Source organism: Agrobacterium sp. 6Ca8 (assembly GCF_055382765.1).
In genome coordinates, this window is the sequence record NZ_AP026434.1 from 550,360 (window position 1) to 567,020 (window position 16,661).

The 16,661-nt window shown below is 60.6% G+C and carries 13 protein-coding genes; all 13 read left to right on the forward strand.

Annotated features, from left to right (window positions below):
• The first annotated feature begins 5 nt into the window (after positions 1-5).
• The 13 genes from ACZ5A6_RS16760 to ACZ5A6_RS16820 all read left to right on the forward strand — a co-directional run bounded on the left by ACZ5A6_RS16760 (position 6) and on the right by ACZ5A6_RS16820 (position 16,638).
• On the forward strand, positions 6-1,562 hold the full coding sequence (locus ACZ5A6_RS16760) for a hydantoinase/oxoprolinase N-terminal domain-containing protein (protein WP_026330690.1): 1,557 nt from the start codon (positions 6-8) through the stop codon (positions 1,560-1,562).
• Positions 1,555-2,688, forward strand: a complete 1,134-nt coding sequence (locus ACZ5A6_RS16765) for a DUF917 domain-containing protein (RefSeq protein WP_013761623.1) — start codon at positions 1,555-1,557, stop codon at positions 2,686-2,688. The genes ACZ5A6_RS16760 and ACZ5A6_RS16765 overlap by 8 nt, the downstream gene beginning before the upstream one ends.
• 43 nt (positions 2,689-2,731) lie before the next feature.
• The gene (locus ACZ5A6_RS16770) at positions 2,732-4,327 is read left to right on the forward strand and encodes an ABC transporter substrate-binding protein (protein ID WP_162696581.1); all 1,596 of its coding nucleotides are present in this window, start codon (positions 2,732-2,734) and stop codon (positions 4,325-4,327) included.
• Positions 4,328-4,442: 115 nt separating this feature from the next.
• Positions 4,443-5,519, forward strand: coding sequence for a DUF917 domain-containing protein (locus ACZ5A6_RS16775; RefSeq protein WP_112292086.1), 1,077 nt, complete (start codon positions 4,443-4,445; stop codon positions 5,517-5,519).
• Positions 5,516-7,054 carry a hydantoinase/oxoprolinase N-terminal domain-containing protein gene (locus ACZ5A6_RS16780; protein WP_013761620.1) on the forward strand — a complete coding sequence of 513 codons (1,539 nt, stop codon included), beginning with the start codon at positions 5,516-5,518 and terminating at the stop codon, positions 7,052-7,054. The genes ACZ5A6_RS16775 and ACZ5A6_RS16780 overlap by 4 nt, the downstream gene beginning before the upstream one ends.
• 45 nt (positions 7,055-7,099) lie before the next feature.
• Positions 7,100-8,044 (forward strand): isoaspartyl peptidase/L-asparaginase family protein, encoded by a 945-nt coding sequence (locus ACZ5A6_RS16785; protein WP_112292088.1) that lies wholly within the window; start codon positions 7,100-7,102, stop codon positions 8,042-8,044.
• A gap of 117 nt (positions 8,045-8,161) precedes the next feature.
• The gene (locus ACZ5A6_RS16790; protein WP_003511007.1) at positions 8,162-9,067 is read left to right on the forward strand and encodes a LysR family transcriptional regulator; all 906 of its coding nucleotides are present in this window, start codon (positions 8,162-8,164) and stop codon (positions 9,065-9,067) included.
• Between the two features lie 180 nt (positions 9,068-9,247).
• Entirely contained in the window at positions 9,248-10,192 is a 945-nt protein-coding gene (locus tag ACZ5A6_RS16795) for an ABC transporter permease (protein ID WP_003511005.1), read from the forward strand.
• The gene (locus ACZ5A6_RS16800) at positions 10,189-11,007 is read left to right on the forward strand and encodes an ABC transporter permease (RefSeq protein ID WP_003511004.1); all 819 of its coding nucleotides are present in this window, start codon (positions 10,189-10,191) and stop codon (positions 11,005-11,007) included. The genes ACZ5A6_RS16795 and ACZ5A6_RS16800 overlap by 4 nt, the downstream gene beginning before the upstream one ends.
• Positions 11,004-12,638: an ABC transporter ATP-binding protein gene (locus tag ACZ5A6_RS16805; protein ID WP_464111193.1), complete on the forward strand. Its 1,635-nt coding sequence runs from the start codon at positions 11,004-11,006 to the stop codon at positions 12,636-12,638. The genes ACZ5A6_RS16800 and ACZ5A6_RS16805 overlap by 4 nt, the downstream gene beginning before the upstream one ends.
• Before the next feature lie 13 nt (positions 12,639-12,651).
• Positions 12,652-13,494 (forward strand): serine hydrolase, encoded by an 843-nt coding sequence (locus tag ACZ5A6_RS16810; RefSeq protein ID WP_026330689.1) that lies wholly within the window; start codon positions 12,652-12,654, stop codon positions 13,492-13,494.
• Positions 13,495-13,523: 29 nt separating this feature from the next.
• Positions 13,524-15,068, forward strand: a complete 1,545-nt coding sequence (locus tag ACZ5A6_RS16815; RefSeq protein ID WP_026330688.1) for an ABC transporter substrate-binding protein — start codon at positions 13,524-13,526, stop codon at positions 15,066-15,068.
• 127 nt (positions 15,069-15,195) lie between these two features.
• Positions 15,196-16,638 carry a M20 family metallopeptidase gene (locus ACZ5A6_RS16820; RefSeq protein WP_112292091.1) on the forward strand — a complete coding sequence of 481 codons (1,443 nt, stop codon included), beginning with the start codon at positions 15,196-15,198 and terminating at the stop codon, positions 16,636-16,638.
• The last annotated feature ends 23 nt before the right edge of the window (positions 16,639-16,661 follow it).

The following is a 16,661-nucleotide window of genomic DNA, read 5'->3' on the forward strand; positions in this document are numbered from 1 at the left end:
CTGACGTGTATCGCGTTGGAATTGACGTCGGCGGCACAAATACCGATGCCGTTGTGTTACAGGAAAAGACTGTTCTGGCGGGGGTGAAAGCCTCCACCACCGAAGATGTGACGTCCGGTGTCATCGAAGCCCTTGAAAAGGTGATCGAGGCGTCGGGCATCGACAGGGCACACATCGGTGCCGTGATGATCGGCACCACGCATTTTACCAATGCGGTGATCGAGCGGCGGCATATGGACGAGGTCGCCGCCATCCGGATCGGCCTGCCGTCCGGCGCCGGCCTGCCGCCGATGGTCGACTGGCCGGATGACCTCCGGGAAATCGTTGGTAACCACGGTTATCAGGTCCGCGGCGGATATGAATTCGACGGTCGCGAAATCTCAGCCCTCGATGAGGACGAAATCGTCCGCATCGCCGCCGATATCCGCGCAAAGGGCCTGAAGGCCGCGGCCGTCACCTGCGTCTTCAGCGGCATCAATGATGCGATGGAAGTGCGGGCGAAGGATATCCTGCAGGAGCGCTGCCCCGGCCTGCCGGTGGTTATGTCCAAGGATATCGGACGGCATGGTCTGCTCGCCCGCGAAAGTGCTGCGATCATGAATGCCAGCCTTCTTTCGCTTGCGGACCGCACCGTTGCCGCTTTCGGCGAGGCGCTGAAGGCAGCGGGCATAACCTGCCCGTTCTACATCACCCAGAACGACGGCACGCTGATGGCGGCGGATGTGGTGCGCGGCTTCCCTGTGCTCACCTTCGCCTCCGGCCCGACGAATTCCATGCGCGGCGCTGCTTTCCTCACCGGCCTCAAGGATGCCGTGGTCGTGGATGTCGGCGGCACCACCTCCGATGTCGGCTCGCTGTCGCACGGCTTTCCGCGCCAGGCGTCCACGACGGTGGATATTGGTGGCGTGCGCACCAATTTCCGCATGCCGGATGTGTTCTCGATCGGTCTCGGTGGCGGCTCGCTGGTGGTCAATGGCGAACATGGCCTCACCGTTGGCCCGAAATCAGTTGGTTACCGCGTCCGCCGTGAGGCGCTCTGCTTCGGCGGCACGACCCTGACTGCAACCGATATCGCTGTCGCCTCCGGCAAGGCGGACGTGGGCGAGAAGGCTCTGGTTTCCACTCTGGACAAGCGGCTGGTGGATGCCGCAGTCAAAAAGATCAACGACATGCTCGAGTCCTGTGTGGAGCGCAGCCGCATCTCGTCATCGCCGGTGCCGGTGATCGCCGTTGGCGGCGGCTCCATTCTCATGCCTGACCGTATCGGTGATCTGGATGTCATCCGCCCCGAGAATTTCGCGGTGGCGAATGCCGTGGGTGCAGCGATCGCGCAGATTAGCGGCGAGACGGACCGCGTCTTCTCGCTGATCGAGGGGCGCACGCGTGAAAGCGCGCTTGCGGAGGCGGAGGCCGAGGCACGCGAAAAGGCGATTGCGGCTGGCGCAGTGGCCGAAACGCTGGAAGTCATCGAGCGCGAGGATATGCCGCTTGCCTATCTGCCCGGCAATGCCACCCGCATTCATGTGAAAGTCGTTGGAGAAATGGGAGCCAATCATGGCTGAGACGCGCAAGCTGAAATATGACGAAGCGGCATTGCGTACGCTGACGAGGGAAGATCTCGACGCGCTGGAAATCGGTGCGGGCATTCTCGGCACCGGCGGCGGCGGCAATCCCTATCTGGGCAAGCTGCTTGCACTCGAGGCCATGAAAGCCGGTTACGAGATGAAGATCCTTGCGACAGACGCCATCGAGCCAGACGCGCTTTGCATGTCCATCGGCGGCATTGGCGCCCCCGTTGTCGGCGTGGAGCGCATTCGCGAGGGCCGTGAGGGTCTGCGTTGCCTGCGCGCCATGGAAGAGCTGATCCGCACGCCGGTAGACGCCATCGTCTGCGAGGAAATCGGTGGCTCGAACTCCATGAACCCGCTGGTGACGGCGGCGCTTGGTGGCCTGCCGATCCTCGATTGCGACGGCATGGGCCGGGCTTTCCCAGAGATGCAGATGACGACCTTCTCCATCTACGGCCACAGTTCGACGCCATCGGTGATGTGCGACCTGCACGGCAATGCCGTGATCTTCAGCCACGCCGTTTCCGAAGTCTGGCACGAGCGCATGGCCCGCGCCTGCGTCGTTTCTCAGGGCGGCGGCGCAATGCTGGCGACCGCGCCGATGCAGGCGCACTACGTGCACCAGTATGGTATTCCGAAAACCTACACCAAGGCGATCGCGCTCGGCGAGGCGGTGATCCGTGCCCGCAAGCAGCAGGAAGACCCGATTGCGGCAGTCTGCGCGCTTGAAGGCGGACGGCGCATCTTCAACGGCAAGATCACCGATCTGAAACGCCATCTGCGCGGCGGTTTCGCCGTGGGCGATGTCGAGCTTTCCGGCTTCGACGATTGTTCGGGCCAGACGGCGAGCGTGGCGATCCAGAACGAATTCCTGCTGTTCCGCCGTGACGGCAAGGTGGAAGTGACCGTCCCTGATCTGATCGTCTTGCTCGATGTCGATACCGGTTACCCGATCACCACCGAAGTCCTGCGTTACGGCCAGCGCGTGGCCGTCGTCGCGATCCCCTGCCACGATCTGCTGCGCAGCGCCCGCGCGCTCGAAGTCGTTGGACCGGCGGCTTTCGGTTACCCGGACATTCCTTTCTCACCGCTGCCCGTCCCGGTCGGCAAGGCTGCCTAACCATAAGCGGGGCAAATGACCCGCAATAAAGAGGAGAACGACAATGAAAATGCCAGGACTTCCTTCCCGCCTTGCCGTGCTTGCGCTCGGCACGGCAATCGCGTTGCCGCTTGTTTCTTCCGCTGCTTTTGCAGAGGACAAGGTTTCGGTCGCGGTCAACACGATGCAGATATTCAGCTCGCTCGACCCGGCGAAAGTGACTGACTATACCGGCTACATGGCCATCGTGAACATGTATGACGGCCTGACCACGGTGAATGCCAAGGGCGAAATCGTGCCGCATCTGGCAAAGTCCTGGGATATTTCTGCAGACGGCCTGACCTATACCTTCCATCTGCGCGACGATGCGAAGTTCCAGGATGGCACGGCGGTGAAGGCTGCCGATCTCGTCTGGTCGGTGCAGCGCCTGCTCGGCATTAACAAGGGGCCGTCGAACCTCATCGTCGGCGTACTGAAGCCCGAAAACGTCAGCGCGCCTGATGATGCGACGCTCGTCATGAAGATCGAGCGTCAGTTTTCGCCCTTCATGGCCTCCACGCCGCTGATGATGGCGTTGAACAAGACGTTGATCGAAGCCAATGCCAAGCCCGAAGACAAGTGGGGCGAGGCCTATGTGGGCGAACATTCCGCCGGTTCCGGCCCATACAAGCTCGTCAGCTACAACCGTTCTGCCGATATGGTCATTGCCCGCAATGCGGACTATTTCCTTGGCTGGACCAAGGGCAAGCCGATCGACGAAGTACGCTTTGTCCAGACGAGCGACGACGCTACCGTCAAGGCGCTGGCTGAAAAGGGCGAACTTGGCCTTTCCTCGCACGGCCTTGGCAACGACACCTATGAATCCATCGGCCGGATGAAGGGTTACAAGCTCATCCAGACCCGCACCGCTGGTGGTTTCGTCATCAAGCTCAACACCAAGGTTTACCCGACAGACGACGTTCACGTTCGTCGCGCCATTGCCTATGCGACGGATTACAAGACGATCCAGGAAGTGATCTATCCCGGTTTCGACATGCAGGGGCCGCTATCCGACGCTTTCAAGGACGCGCATAACGGCGATATTCAGCCCGGCGTCTACGATCTGGAAAAGGCGAAGGAAGAACTGGCGAAGTCGAAATATGCCGGCCAGAAGATCACGCTGGTCAACAGCTATGTCGCTTCGCTGGCCTTCGAGGCGGAAGTGGCGCTGCTTTTGCAATCCAGCCTCGAGCAAATCGGTATTACGCTCGATATCAAGCCAGAGCCTTGGAACCGTATCGTCGAGCTTTCCTCCAAGCCTGAAACGACGCCTGCGTCGACGCAGGTGAATATCTCGCCGACCTATCCGTCTCCGGATGCGATGTTCTACAACCAGTATCACACCAAGGCATCAGGCACATGGATGTCGATGGAATGGCTGCAGAACGCGGAAATCGACGGGCTGATCGACAAGGTCCGTGCCACGACCGATACCAGCGAACAGAACGCAACCTACAAGGAACTGCAGACCAAGATCGCCGATCTTCAACCGGATGTGTGGGCGGTTGCGCCGAACCGCCGTTATGCGGCGAACAAGTGCCTTCAGGGTTACGAGTTCATTCCCATGCAGAGCTGGGACCTGAACTTCTCCAACTTCCATTGGGACTGCAAGGCGGAGTGATCTCCGTCCCATGAAAAGCGGTCCCGCCGCAGGGCGGGGCCGATGAGACTTGGAACGATAAAGGGAAGGAGCATCGCTTGCGCCGGAAAGGCTGCGGCATGCCCGAGGATGACGCATGATCCAGGAATTTTCCGAAGACGACATCGAACCTCTTGCCACCGGCGCCTGGATTCTGGGAACGGGCGGTGGAGGCAATCCCTATATCTCGACGCTCAATCTGCGCCGTCTTTATGCCGAAGGCAGCCGGGTGAAGGTCATGGACCCCATGGCGCTTGCTGATGACGACATGGTTGCGGTCGTCTCCAAGATGGGTGCACCGCTTGTTGGTCAGGAACGGCTGGGAGACCCCGTTCATCTTGCCCGCGCGGTCGAGGTCATGGAGGATTATCTCGGCAAGCCTTTCCGGGCGATCATGAGCGTGGAAATCGGCGGCTCGAATGCGCTGTCTTCTTTTCTCGCCGCCGCCATGCTCGACCGGCCCGTCGTCAATGCCGATGCCATGGGACGTGCTTATCCCGAAGCGCAGATGACCTCATTCGCCATCGGCAATCTGCCGATGTTTCCGCTGTCGCTGGTCGATGTACGCGACAATGAGGTGATCGTGACGCGCGCTGCATCGTGGAAATGGATGGAGCGCATCTCGCGCAAGGTCTGCACCGAAGTCGGTTCCACCGCCGCCACCTGCAAGGCGCCGCGCACCGGCAAGGAAGTGAAGGAATGGGGCATTCATTACACCGTCACAAAGGCGACCGAACTCGGGCGCGCGGTGATGGAGGCGCGTGCACGCCATGATGACCCGGTTCAGGCGGTTCTCAACCATGAGGGTGGCAAACAGCTGTTCCGCGGCAAGGTGGTGGATGTCGCCCGCGAGACCACCGGTGGCTTTCTGCGCGGCAGTACGACCATTGAAGGCATCGACGCCGATCGCGGCTCACGCATGGAACTTGCCTTCCAGAACGAGTGGGCGGTCGCCTTCCGCGACGGCCAGCCGGTCGCCATGACGCCGGATTTGATCTGCCTTCTCGACACTGTTTCGGGCAGCGCCATCGGCACGGAATCGGTGCGCTATGGCCAGCGTGTCACGGTTATCGCCCTGCCGGCGCCGGAACTCTTGACGACGCCTGCCGGCATTGCTGCCGTTGGCCCGCGTGCCTTCGGTTATGACATTGATTTCAGATCGGTATTCCCATGAAACGCATCGGTATTGACGTTGGCGGCACCAATACGGATGCCGTTCTGATCGATGGAGACGCCATCGTTGCCTCGATCAAGGTTCCGACCACGCAGGATGTCCTGTCCGGCGTGAAGGCGGCCCTCGCTCACGTGTCTGGCCATGTCGGCGCGGCAGATCGCCCGATCGATGCGGTCATGATCGGCACCACCCATTTCACCAACGCTGTCGTGGAGCGAGCCCGGCTGGAGCGGGTTGCGGCCATCCGCATCGCGCTGCCGACCGGTTCTTCACTGCCGCCCATGTGCGACTGGCCGAAGGATCTCTACGAGGCTGTCGATCCGCTGATCTTCATGGTTCATGGTGGCCATGAATACGATGGCAGTCCGCTGGTGCCGATGATCCCGGATGAAATCCGTGAAGCTGCGATGAAAATCCGCGATGCAGGCATTACCTCGATCGCCATTTCGGCAACCTTTTCGCCGCTGACCACGGAGTGCGAGGTGAGGGCGGCGGAGATTGTCCGTTCGGTGATCCCCGATGCACGCATCACGCTTTCCCACACGTTGGGCCGTATCGGGCTTCTGGAGCGCGAAAACGTCGCACTTCTGAATGCCGCCTTGCAGACGCTTGGCAGGACCACGGTACAGGCATTTTCGGATGCGCTGCGCGAAGCAGGTGTAAAGGCGCCGTTTTATCTTACACAGAATGACGGCACCGTCGCGCTTGCGGACGTAGCTGCCGCAAACCCCGTGCACAGCTTCGCTTCCGGCCCGACCAATTCGATGCGTGGTGCGGCTTTTCTCACCGGGCTTTCCGATGCCATGGTGGTGGATGTCGGCGGCACTACCTCCGATATTGGTTGCCTTGTCGGTGGTTTTCCGCGTGAGGCAAATAATATTGTCCATATTGGTGGGGTCCGCACCCTGTTCCGCATGCCCGATCTTCTACCTGTAGCACTGGGCGGCGGCACCATTGTCGATCCGCAGACAGGCAAGATCGGCCCGCGCTCGGTTGGGTATCGCATCCTGACCGAAGCCCGCGTTTTCGGCGGTGAGACACTGACGGCATCGGATATCGCCGTTGCGGCAGGCCTGATTGAGATGGGCGACAGGGATCGTGTGAAGGGCCTCGATCCAGCATTCGTGCAGGCGACGCTCGGCCGTATCCGCGACATGGTGGCCGACAGTTTCGACCAGATGAAGACATCAGCCGAAGACGTACCGCTGGTTGCGGTCGGCGGCGGCGCATTCCTGATACCGGAGCAGGTGCCGGGCGCATCCGAGGTGCTGCGTGTGGAAAATGCAGGCGTTGCCAATGCGCTCGGCGCAGCGATGGCGCAGGTGTCCGGTGAGGTGGATCAGGTCTTTTCCGGGTTGAGCCGCGACGAAGCCCTTGCGAAAGCCGAGACCGAAGCGCAGAACGCAGCGGTCGCTTCGGGAGCGGAGCGCGCGAGCCTCAAGACGCTTGAGGTGGAGGATATTCCCATCGCCTATCTGCCTGGCGGCGCTCGCAGGGTCCGCGTGCGTGTTATCGGCGATATCGCCTTTCATTGATGGTAAGAGGCCCTGCCTGCGGCGGGGCAACAGTGGAGTGAGGATATGACGAAGATCGCACTGGCCATTCACGGTGGTTGCGGGGTTATGCCGGAAGACAGCATGACTCCGGAGGAATGGGAAGCGGCGCGCCACGATCTGGCGGCGGCACTGCGCGCCGGTTATGGTGTGCTCAAGGCTGGCGGAACTGCGCTGGAAGCGGTTGAGGCGGCAGTCGTCGTTATGGAGGACAGCCCGCATTTCAACGCAGGCCATGGGGCGGCGCTCAACGAGAATGGCATTCACGAACTCGACGCGTCGATCATGGATGGCAAGACCCTTGCCGCAGGCGCAATCAGCGCCTCCCGCGCCATCCGCAACCCGGTGAAGGCGGCCCGGGTGCTAATGGAGGATGAACGCGCAGTCTATCTCACCGGTGAAGCGGCTGACCGGTTTGCGCAGGAGAAGGGGCTTGCCACGGAGCCTCAATCCTATTTCACCACTCAAAAGCGTGTCGAGGCGCTGGCGGCCATGAAGGCCCATGCCACCGCAGGTACGGAAGCGACGGAAAACGAAAAACACGGAACCGTCGGTGCCGTGGCACTCGATGCTGCTGGGCATCTCGCAGCCGCGACATCCACCGGCGGCTACACCAACAAGCCTGACGGCCGGGTGGGTGACAGCCCGGTGATCGGGGCGGGCACCTATGCACGCGACGGCGCCTGCGCCGTTTCCGGCACCGGCAAGGGTGAATTTTTCATCCGTTACGTCGTCGGCCATGAGATCGCGTCCCGTGTCGCCTATCTCGGGCAGGATCTGGAAACCGCCGCCGGCAACCTCGTCCACAAGGATCTGGCGCCCTACGATATCGGTGCGGGTCTTGTCGCCATCGATGCCGAAGGCAGCATTGCCGCACCCTATAATACGCCCGGCATGTTCCGGGGCTGGGTGACTCCATCAGGAAAGGCCCGTGTTGCCACCCACGACAGGGTCTATGACGTGGAATTGTAACCGGCGACCGACCGGGCCGAATGACAGTGCGAAAAAAACCGGTGACATGAAGGCCTATCGGCGGCAAAAGGTCTGAACCGAAACCGGCTCGTCTTTTCATCCCATGGTGCTGGCCTCATGAATATCAAGCAGCTCGAAGTCCTTCGCACGCTTCTTTCCACCGGCTCGACCATCGCCACCGCCAAGGCCATGGGGCTAAGCCAGTCCGGTATCAGCCGGCTTCTGGCTCAGCTCGAGGCGGACCTGTCGCTGACGCTGTTTGCCCGTGACAAGGGGCGGCTGATCCCGACGCCGGAGGCAGCGCTTCTCGCGCGTGACGCGGAAAATGTGCTGCTTGCTGTCGATCGCATGTCCGGCCACGCCGAAGATCTGCGCAATGGTGCGGCCGGTCCGGAAATCGTCCGCATCGGCCTGCCGAGCAGCATGTGGGAGAACTTCGCGCCCGCCATGCTGATAGACTATGTCAGGGATTTCCCCGGCGTGCGCATCGAGACTTTTTTTGAAACGACCACCGCCATCAACAGGCTGGTTGGCGAGCGGGTGATCGACCTCGGTTTCCTGCGCATGGAAGGTGAGATTGGACCGGGCATTGATGTCGAGCGCGTCGCCACCGGCAAAAGCGTCTGCGTGGTCCGTCAGGATCACCCTTTAGCCGAGCTTACCGAGATAACGGTGAAGGACCTGCGCAACATTCCGCTCATTCTGATCGGCCGGCAGCGGCCGAACCGCATGGCGCTCGAGCAGGTCTTCAAGAAGGCGGGCGTCAAGCCCATGGTGAAGATCGAGACCCACACCAACAGTTCCGCATGTGCCTATGTCGCGCATGGTCTGGGCGTTACGATCATCAGCAGTTTTTATGCTAACCTCTACAGGCACCTTCCCGTCGTGGCGCTGCCCTTCATTCCGCAATCAACCCAGGAGTTCGGTCTTGCCCGGGCCTCGGGCGCACCGCTGTCCATCGCGGCGCAGGCACTCAGCGACGCCTTGAAGCAACAAATCCAGCTTTCGCAAAAAATCGACTGAAAACAGGGTTTTTCGCGAGAAATCTCATTGTCCCTGTCAGGATGAAACGTGCCACCATTCTGCATAGGTATATGACGTTTATGCATAATATTGCGCGTTATTTATCAATCCGTCATAGTCATTCGCAACGAAACCGATAGAGGCGGGAGCACGTTCCCGGCCATCAATCGTGGGGAACCGATGATAAGATTCATACTGAGCCGTCTTTTGATGGCGCTGCCGACGATCGCCTTTGTGTCGATCACGGTCTTTGCGCTCATCCGCTTCATTCCGGGTGATCCGGCCGCCCTGATGCTGGGCGACATGGCGCAACCGGAACAGATCGAGGCGATGAGAACAGAGCTTGGTCTCGACAAGTCCATGCCGCAACAGTTCGTCATCTGGGCGGGCAATGTGGTGCAGGGCGATTTCGGCCGGTCCATCGTCAACGACGAGGCAGTATTGCCGCTGGTCGTGTCGCGGTTCCTCGTCAGTGCTGAGATCGTCGTCGTCGCCGTTCTGCTGGCCAGCCTGATTGCGGTTCCGGCAGGTGTGATCGCCGCCTGGAAACAGAACAGCCTGACCGATCTTGCACTGGTTGGAACGGCAACCCTGCTTTTGTCCATACCGACATTCTGGCTCGGGCTTCTGCTTCTGCTGTTCTTCGGTCTAAAGCTCGGCTGGCTGCCGGTACTGGGATACGTATCGATCAGCGACAATCTCGTTGGCGGCATGCTCTATCTTGTCCTGCCTGTCATGACGCTGGTGATCCACGAAATGGGTGTCTTGATCCGCATGGCCCGCGCCTCCACGCTTGAAGTGCTGCGGCTGGATTACATTACCCATGCCCGCGCCAAGGGACTTTCGGAGAGTGCCGTCCTCTGGCGGCATGCCTTCAAGAATGCCTTTGGTCCGACATGGACAATGATCGGCCTCATCCTCGGGAATCTTCTCGGCGGCATCGCCGTCATCGAGACGGTCTTTACCATTCCGGGGCTCGGGCGGCTGATGGTCGACAGTATCTTTGCGCGTGACTACCCCGTCATACAGGGCTGCCTGCTGTTCGTTTCCTTGTCCTACGTGCTGGTCAATCTCTTCGTCGACCTTCTTTATCCCCTCTTCGATCCGCGTGTGGTTGCCGAATGAAAAAGTTCACACTCAACGGGCTTATCGGCGGCGTTCTCATCGGCCTCCTGCTCATCACCGCCATTACCGGCCTGTTCTGGACGCCCTATGATCCGATGAAGCTCGGTTTCGCCTCGCGGCTGGCCGCGCCCGGTCCCAGCCATCTTCTCGGCACCGACGAATTCGGGCGCGATGTTCTCAGCCGCCTGATGGTCGGCGCGCGTGCCAGCGTCTGGATCGGCTTCCTGACTGTCAGCTTCGCCACGATCTGCGGCACTCTGATCGGTCTTGTCAGCGGTTATGCGCGCGGCTGGGTTGATGGCGTCATCATGGCCATCAACAATGCGCTTCTCGCTTTTCCCGGCATTCTCCTGGCGCTTGGCCTTCTCGCGGTCTTTGGTGCCAACCAGTACGGCATCATCTTTGCGCTTGGCATCGCCTACACGCCATCAATGGCCCGCGTGGTGCGTGGCGCCGTGTTGTCGCTGCGTGAGCGCGAGTTCATCGAGGCATCGCTGGTGATGGGCAATGGCGAGATCTACACCATGTTCCGCCACATCCTGCCCAATTGCATCGCGCCGATCACGGTGCTTGCCACATCCATGTTCGGCTGGGCAATCCTCTCGGAAAGCGCACTGTCCTTCCTCGGCCTTGGCGTGCCACCGCCGGCCCCCACCTGGGGCAACATGCTGGCCGCTGGCCGGCCCTTCATCCAGCAGGCCGTCTGGCTCGGGCTTTTCCCCGGTCTCTGCATCGCGCTGACACTGCTCGGCATCAATCTTCTGGGCGATGCCCTTCGCGACAGGCTTGACCCGCGCATGAGAGGTCTCAAATGACGGACAATACTCTTCTTACCGTGCGCGGCCTTTCGCTGGAGGTCGCGGGAAGCGGCCACCGGGTAGTCAAGGATGTTTCCTTCGATATTGCGCCTGGCGAAATCTTCGGCATCGTCGGTGAAAGCGGATCGGGAAAGACGCTGGCCACCCGCGCGCTCATCTCGCTTCTGCCCCCGGCAATTGCCGTCACCGGCGGATCGGTCATCTACAAGGGAAGGGACGTGATGTCCCTGCCGGCAAGGGAACTTCGCCGCCTGCGCGGCGCGGAAATCGGCGTCGTTTTCCAGGAGCCGATGACCTCTCTCAATCCGTCGATGACGATTGGCCGGCAGTTGGAAGAAGGCCTGATCCTTCACACCAAGTTTTCGCCGGAAGAGCGCCGCGAGAAAATTCTCGAGATGCTGAGACGGGTCGGTATCCGCGATCCCGAAGGGGCGCTTGCTGCCTATCCGCATGAGTTTTCCGGCGGCATGCGCCAGCGCATCATGCTGGCCTCGGTCATGCTCCTGAAACCGGCGCTGCTGATCGCCGACGAGCCGACGACGGCGCTCGATGCCGTCATCCAGCGCGACGTCATGGAGCTGATGGTCGAACTGACACGGGCGGAGGGAACAGCCGTCCTTCTCATCAGCCATGACCTGCCGATGGTGGCCCGCTATACGAGCCGTATCGTGGTCATGGAGAAGGGCGCGATTGTCGAACAGGGGCGAACCGAAGACCTGCTCGATGCGCCGCAGCATCCCTATACGAAAAAGCTGCTTTCCTCTTTGCCCTTCCGGGGCGAGCCGCGTGTCGTCGACACCAGCAAGGCGCCGATGATTTCAGCCCGAAACATTGTTGTCGATTATGCCGGACGCAAGTCACTGCTGAAGAAAGCCAAGCCGAAGCGGGCGCTGCATGGGGTCAGCATCGATATTCACGAGGGTGAAGTCGTGGCACTGGTCGGTGGCTCCGGCTCCGGCAAGACCACGCTTGGCCGCACCATTGCCGGTCTCGTAAAGGAAAGCGAAGGGCAGATCCAGTTTCAGGGGCGGGAACGCAAAGAGGACTGGAACGACTATCGCCTGAATTGCCAGATGGTGTTTCAGGATCCCTATTCCTCGCTCGATCCGCGAATGACCATTCAGGCGCTGGTGGAGGAGGCGTTGCGTCTCGTCCCCGGCCTGGATCAGGCCGCCAAGCGCAAGCGGGCGCTGGAAACGCTGGAAGAGGTGGGGCTTGGCGCAGACTATGCCAGCCGTTATCCGCACGAGCTTTCCGGCGGCCAACGCCAGCGCGTGGCGATTGCTCGTGCCATTGCCCGCCGTCCGCGGTTCCTGATCGCCGACGAACCGGTTTCCGCCCTTGACGTGACGGTGCGGGCGCAGGTGCTCGATCTCTTTTCCGATCTGCAGAAACGTTACGGCTTTTCCTGCCTGTTCATCAGCCACGATCTCGGCGTGGTCGAACAGGTGGCCGACCGTGTCGTCGTCATGCAGGACGGCCGTATCATCGAAGAGGGCGACCGCGACACGATTTTCGACAGCCCGAAAGAGGCCTACACACGCCGACTCCTCTCGGCCATTCCCGCCCTCGACCAGAATGAAAAGGGCGGTGTGACACTCAAATGGCGTCTGGAAGAAGAAGTTTAACAGGAACATGACAATGACTGTGGCTGCCCAACTGAATGCTATCTGTGATGCACAGCCTTTTGTGACGCGCTTCATGGTGCGCAATCTCCTGACCGGCGAAGAGATCGGACGGGGAGAAAACGAGGAGACCCCGTCGGGCAGCACCCGCAAGACGTCGATCATGATGGCCGTGCTCAAGGCTGCCAGCGAAGGGCGGCTCGATCTCGACCAGCCGGTCACCTACGAGAAGAGGCTGGCGGAAGAGGTGGCCAGCGGCATGTTCCGCTATCTGACGCCGGGCATCGTCATTTCCCTGCGCGATGCACTCGCCGGCATGATGGTGCTGAGCGACAATGTCTGCACCAAGATGGTGCTGGAGCGGCTGACGCTTGAGGAGGTGGACAGCTATTGCAAGACGCTCGGCATGGCTAATACCCACCACCGTTTCCTCATTCCACCGTTGGCGCTGGCGGCCGATCATCCGCTGAAGACCGTCACCACCACCTCGGCGGCGGACCAGGTGCTGCTGCTTCAGACCATTCTTGATGCCCAGTCCTCGCCAGAGGCGCAGGCAAAGCTCGGCTGCAGCCCGCAATTGTGCGGCTGGGCAATGCAGACGCTGAAAAACCAGATATTGCGCTACGGAATCCGCTCCCGCCTGCCATTCGAGGCTGTGGTGGCGAGCAAGAGCGGACGCGGCAAGCGCGGGCGTATGGACGCCGGCATCGTCTACAGAAACGGCGCGCCGTCTTTCATCATCACCGCCTATACCGATGAAGTGCCGCAGGTGATGCCTGACGGCACGCCGGGATACACCATCGCGCTCGAAACGATCGGCCGGCTGGCGCAGGCCTGCTGGGACGGCTTTCAACAATGATAATCAACGACAACAAAGAGGGTAGAACAGTGAACAAACTTCTTCTCGCAGGCGCGGCCCTGCTCGTAACAGCCAATATCGCGGCGGCTCGCGACATCACCATCGCGCAGAGCTCCGATCTGCGCAGCAGCAATCCCGGCGTCAATCGTGACGGCAATACGGACGGGGTGATCCTGCACATCGTCGAAGGCCTCGTCGGTTACAACAATGGCGGCGAAGTAAAGCCGCTGCTTGCCGAGAGCTTCGAGGTTTCGCCAGATGGCCTCACCTATACGTTCAAGCTGCGCGCGGATGTGAAATTCCATAACGGCAAGCCGCTCACCGCAGAAGATGTCGTCTGGAACTGGACGCGCTATCTGAAGCCCGAAACCAAATGGGCCTGCCTGAATGATTTCGTGGAAGGCGGTGCCGCGCATGTCACCGGCGTCAAGGCCACGGACGCCTCCACAGTTCAGATCACGCTTGAAAAGCCGTCAGCCGTTTTCCTCGGCCTGATGTCGCGGCCCGAATGCGGTTATACCGGCATGATCTCGCCGGAATCTGTTGCCGCTGACGGCAGCTTCGTCAAGCCCATCGGCACCGGTCCGTTCCAGTGGAACGAATGGAAGAAGGGTGAATATATCCGCCTCACCAAATTCGCGGATTATGTTTCGCCTGTGAACGACGGCAAGCCGGATGGCATGGTCGGCTCCAAGCGGCCGCTGGCCGACGGCATCAAGTTCATGGTTATTCCGGACGCCTCGACCGTGAAGGCGGGCCTCGAATCCGGCGTGCTCGACACCGCCGAGATTTCTCCCGATCTCATTCCGGAGTTCAAGACGAATGAGAAGATGCAGCTCATTGTTGCCCGCAACAACGGCAAGAACCTTTTCTATATTCAGACCCGCGACAAGGTGCTGAGCAATCCAGGCGTGCGCCGCGCCATGGCGATGGCGCTTGATCTAGATGAACTGGTCGCCGCCGCATCGAACGGTACGGGCGAAGCCAACGGCTCGATGGTTTCGCAGGACTCGGTCTATTTCGATGAGACCCAGAAGAAGCGTCCGGCCTATGACATCGAGGCAGCCAAGAAGGAACTGGAGGCAGCCGGTTACAAGGGCGAGCCGATCTCTATCATCGCCAACAAGCGCGGCAATGTGCCGAGTTTTCCGGCAGCCGTCATGGCGCAGGCCATGATGCAGCAGGCGGGTCTGAACGTACAGATCGAGGTGCTGGACTATGCCACGCAGGTGGATCGTCGCCGTTCCGGCAATTATCAGGTGATCTCGCAGTCTGTCGCGCCGCGTCTCGATCCGGCCCTGATGTATGCATTCTACGTCGGTAACAAGGACAAGAACGCCTCCCTGATGTGGGATGATCCGAAGGCGATCGAGCTGATGAAGGCTGCCTATGTTGAGGCCGACCAGGCGAAGCGCCAGAAGATTTTCGACGAGTTTCACGAACTGATGCTGAAGGAAATGCCCGGCATCTTCCTTTACGACATGGTCGATGTCTGGGGCGCGACCAAGAAGCTCAAGGGTCAGCCGGTCTGGCAGTCGAACGCCCGCCTCTGGGAAGTCTCGGTCGACAACTGATCCAATATTGCCCGCGCCGGAAGCAAAGCCCGGCGCGGGCATTTTCCATCATGACCGTAATGATTTGGCGGCCCCCCGCCGAAGCGTTTGGGTGCGCCCTTAAAGGGCAGGAATGCGAGGACAAGCCATGAACCGTGAAGCCGTGATGTCGATTGCCGCCGAAATCGAGTCAATGAAGCCACATTTCACCACTTTGAGCGACAGCATCTGGGATTTTGCCGAACTCAAATTCGAGGAGAGGCAATCTGCCGGGGTTCTAGCAAACGCGCTTGAGGAGAACGGCTTTGTGGTCCGCCGCGGTGTAGCTGGCATGGACACGGCCTTCATCGGTGAATTCGGCCACGGCAAGCCGGTTATTGCCTTCCTCGGCGAATTTGACGCGCTTGCTGGCATGAGCCAGATGGCCGGCGTGGCCGAGGCAAAACCGCTTCAACCCGACGCCTCTGGCCATGGCTGCGGCCACAATCTGCTCGGCGTCGGCTCGCTGATGGCCGCCATCGCACTTGCCCGACATCTGAAAGCCAACAACCTGCCCGGCACGGTGCGTTATTATGGCTGCCCCGGCGAAGAGGGCGGTTCCGGCAAGACTTTCATGGTGCGCGCCGGTCTGTTTGACGATGTCGATGCGGCTTTGACATGGCATCCCGCGCCCTTCAACGGCGTGCGCTCCACCAACAATCTCGCGGTGCTGGAATATTTTTATCGTTTCAAGGGCGTTGCTTCCCATGCCTCCAACGCCGCCCATCTTGGTCGCTCGGCGCTCGATGCCGTTGAACTGATGAATGTCGGCGTCAATTTCCTGCGCGAACACATGCCGCAGGATTGCCGGGTGCATTATGCGATCACCGATGCCGGTGGCAAAGCGGCAAATGTGGTGCAGGCAAAGGCCGAAGTGCTCTATCTGATCCGCGCACCTGAAATGCGCCAGGCGCTCGATCTCGCAGCCCGTGTGGACAAGGTCGCGCGTGGTGCGGCCATGATGACCGAAACAGAGGTGGAGATCGTCTTCGATACCGCCTCCACCAATCTCCTGCCCAACATCACACTCGAAACGGCGATGCATGAAAACATGGTGGCGCTTGGACCCATAGCATTCGACGATGCCGATCAGGCCTTCGCCAAGGTCATTCAGGACACGTTCACGGAAGAGGCGATCAAAAGCAGCATCCGGCTCTACCAGATCAAGGGCGACGTCTTTTCCAACGGTAAGATCGACGGGTCGACGCCGCTGCATCTCGGCCTGCGCGAGTTCGAGGGGCAGTCGCATTTTCGTGCCGGATCGACCGATGTCGGTGATGTCAGTTGGGTGACGCCGACAGCGCAATGCTGGACGCCCGCATGGGCAATCGGGACCAATCCGCATACATGGCAGGTGGTGGCGCAGGGCAAAAGCCCGGCCGCCCACAAAGCCATGGCACACGCCGCCAAGACGCTCGCATCGACAGGTCTTTCGCTGATGACCTCGCCCGAGCTGCTTGAAAGTGTCAAAAAAGAATGGCTGGAGAAAACCGAGGGCAGTGATTATGTCTGCCCCATTCCGGCGGATGTGATGCCCGGTTTTCACGATTAAGACGTGGCGCGTCTTTTGCGCCC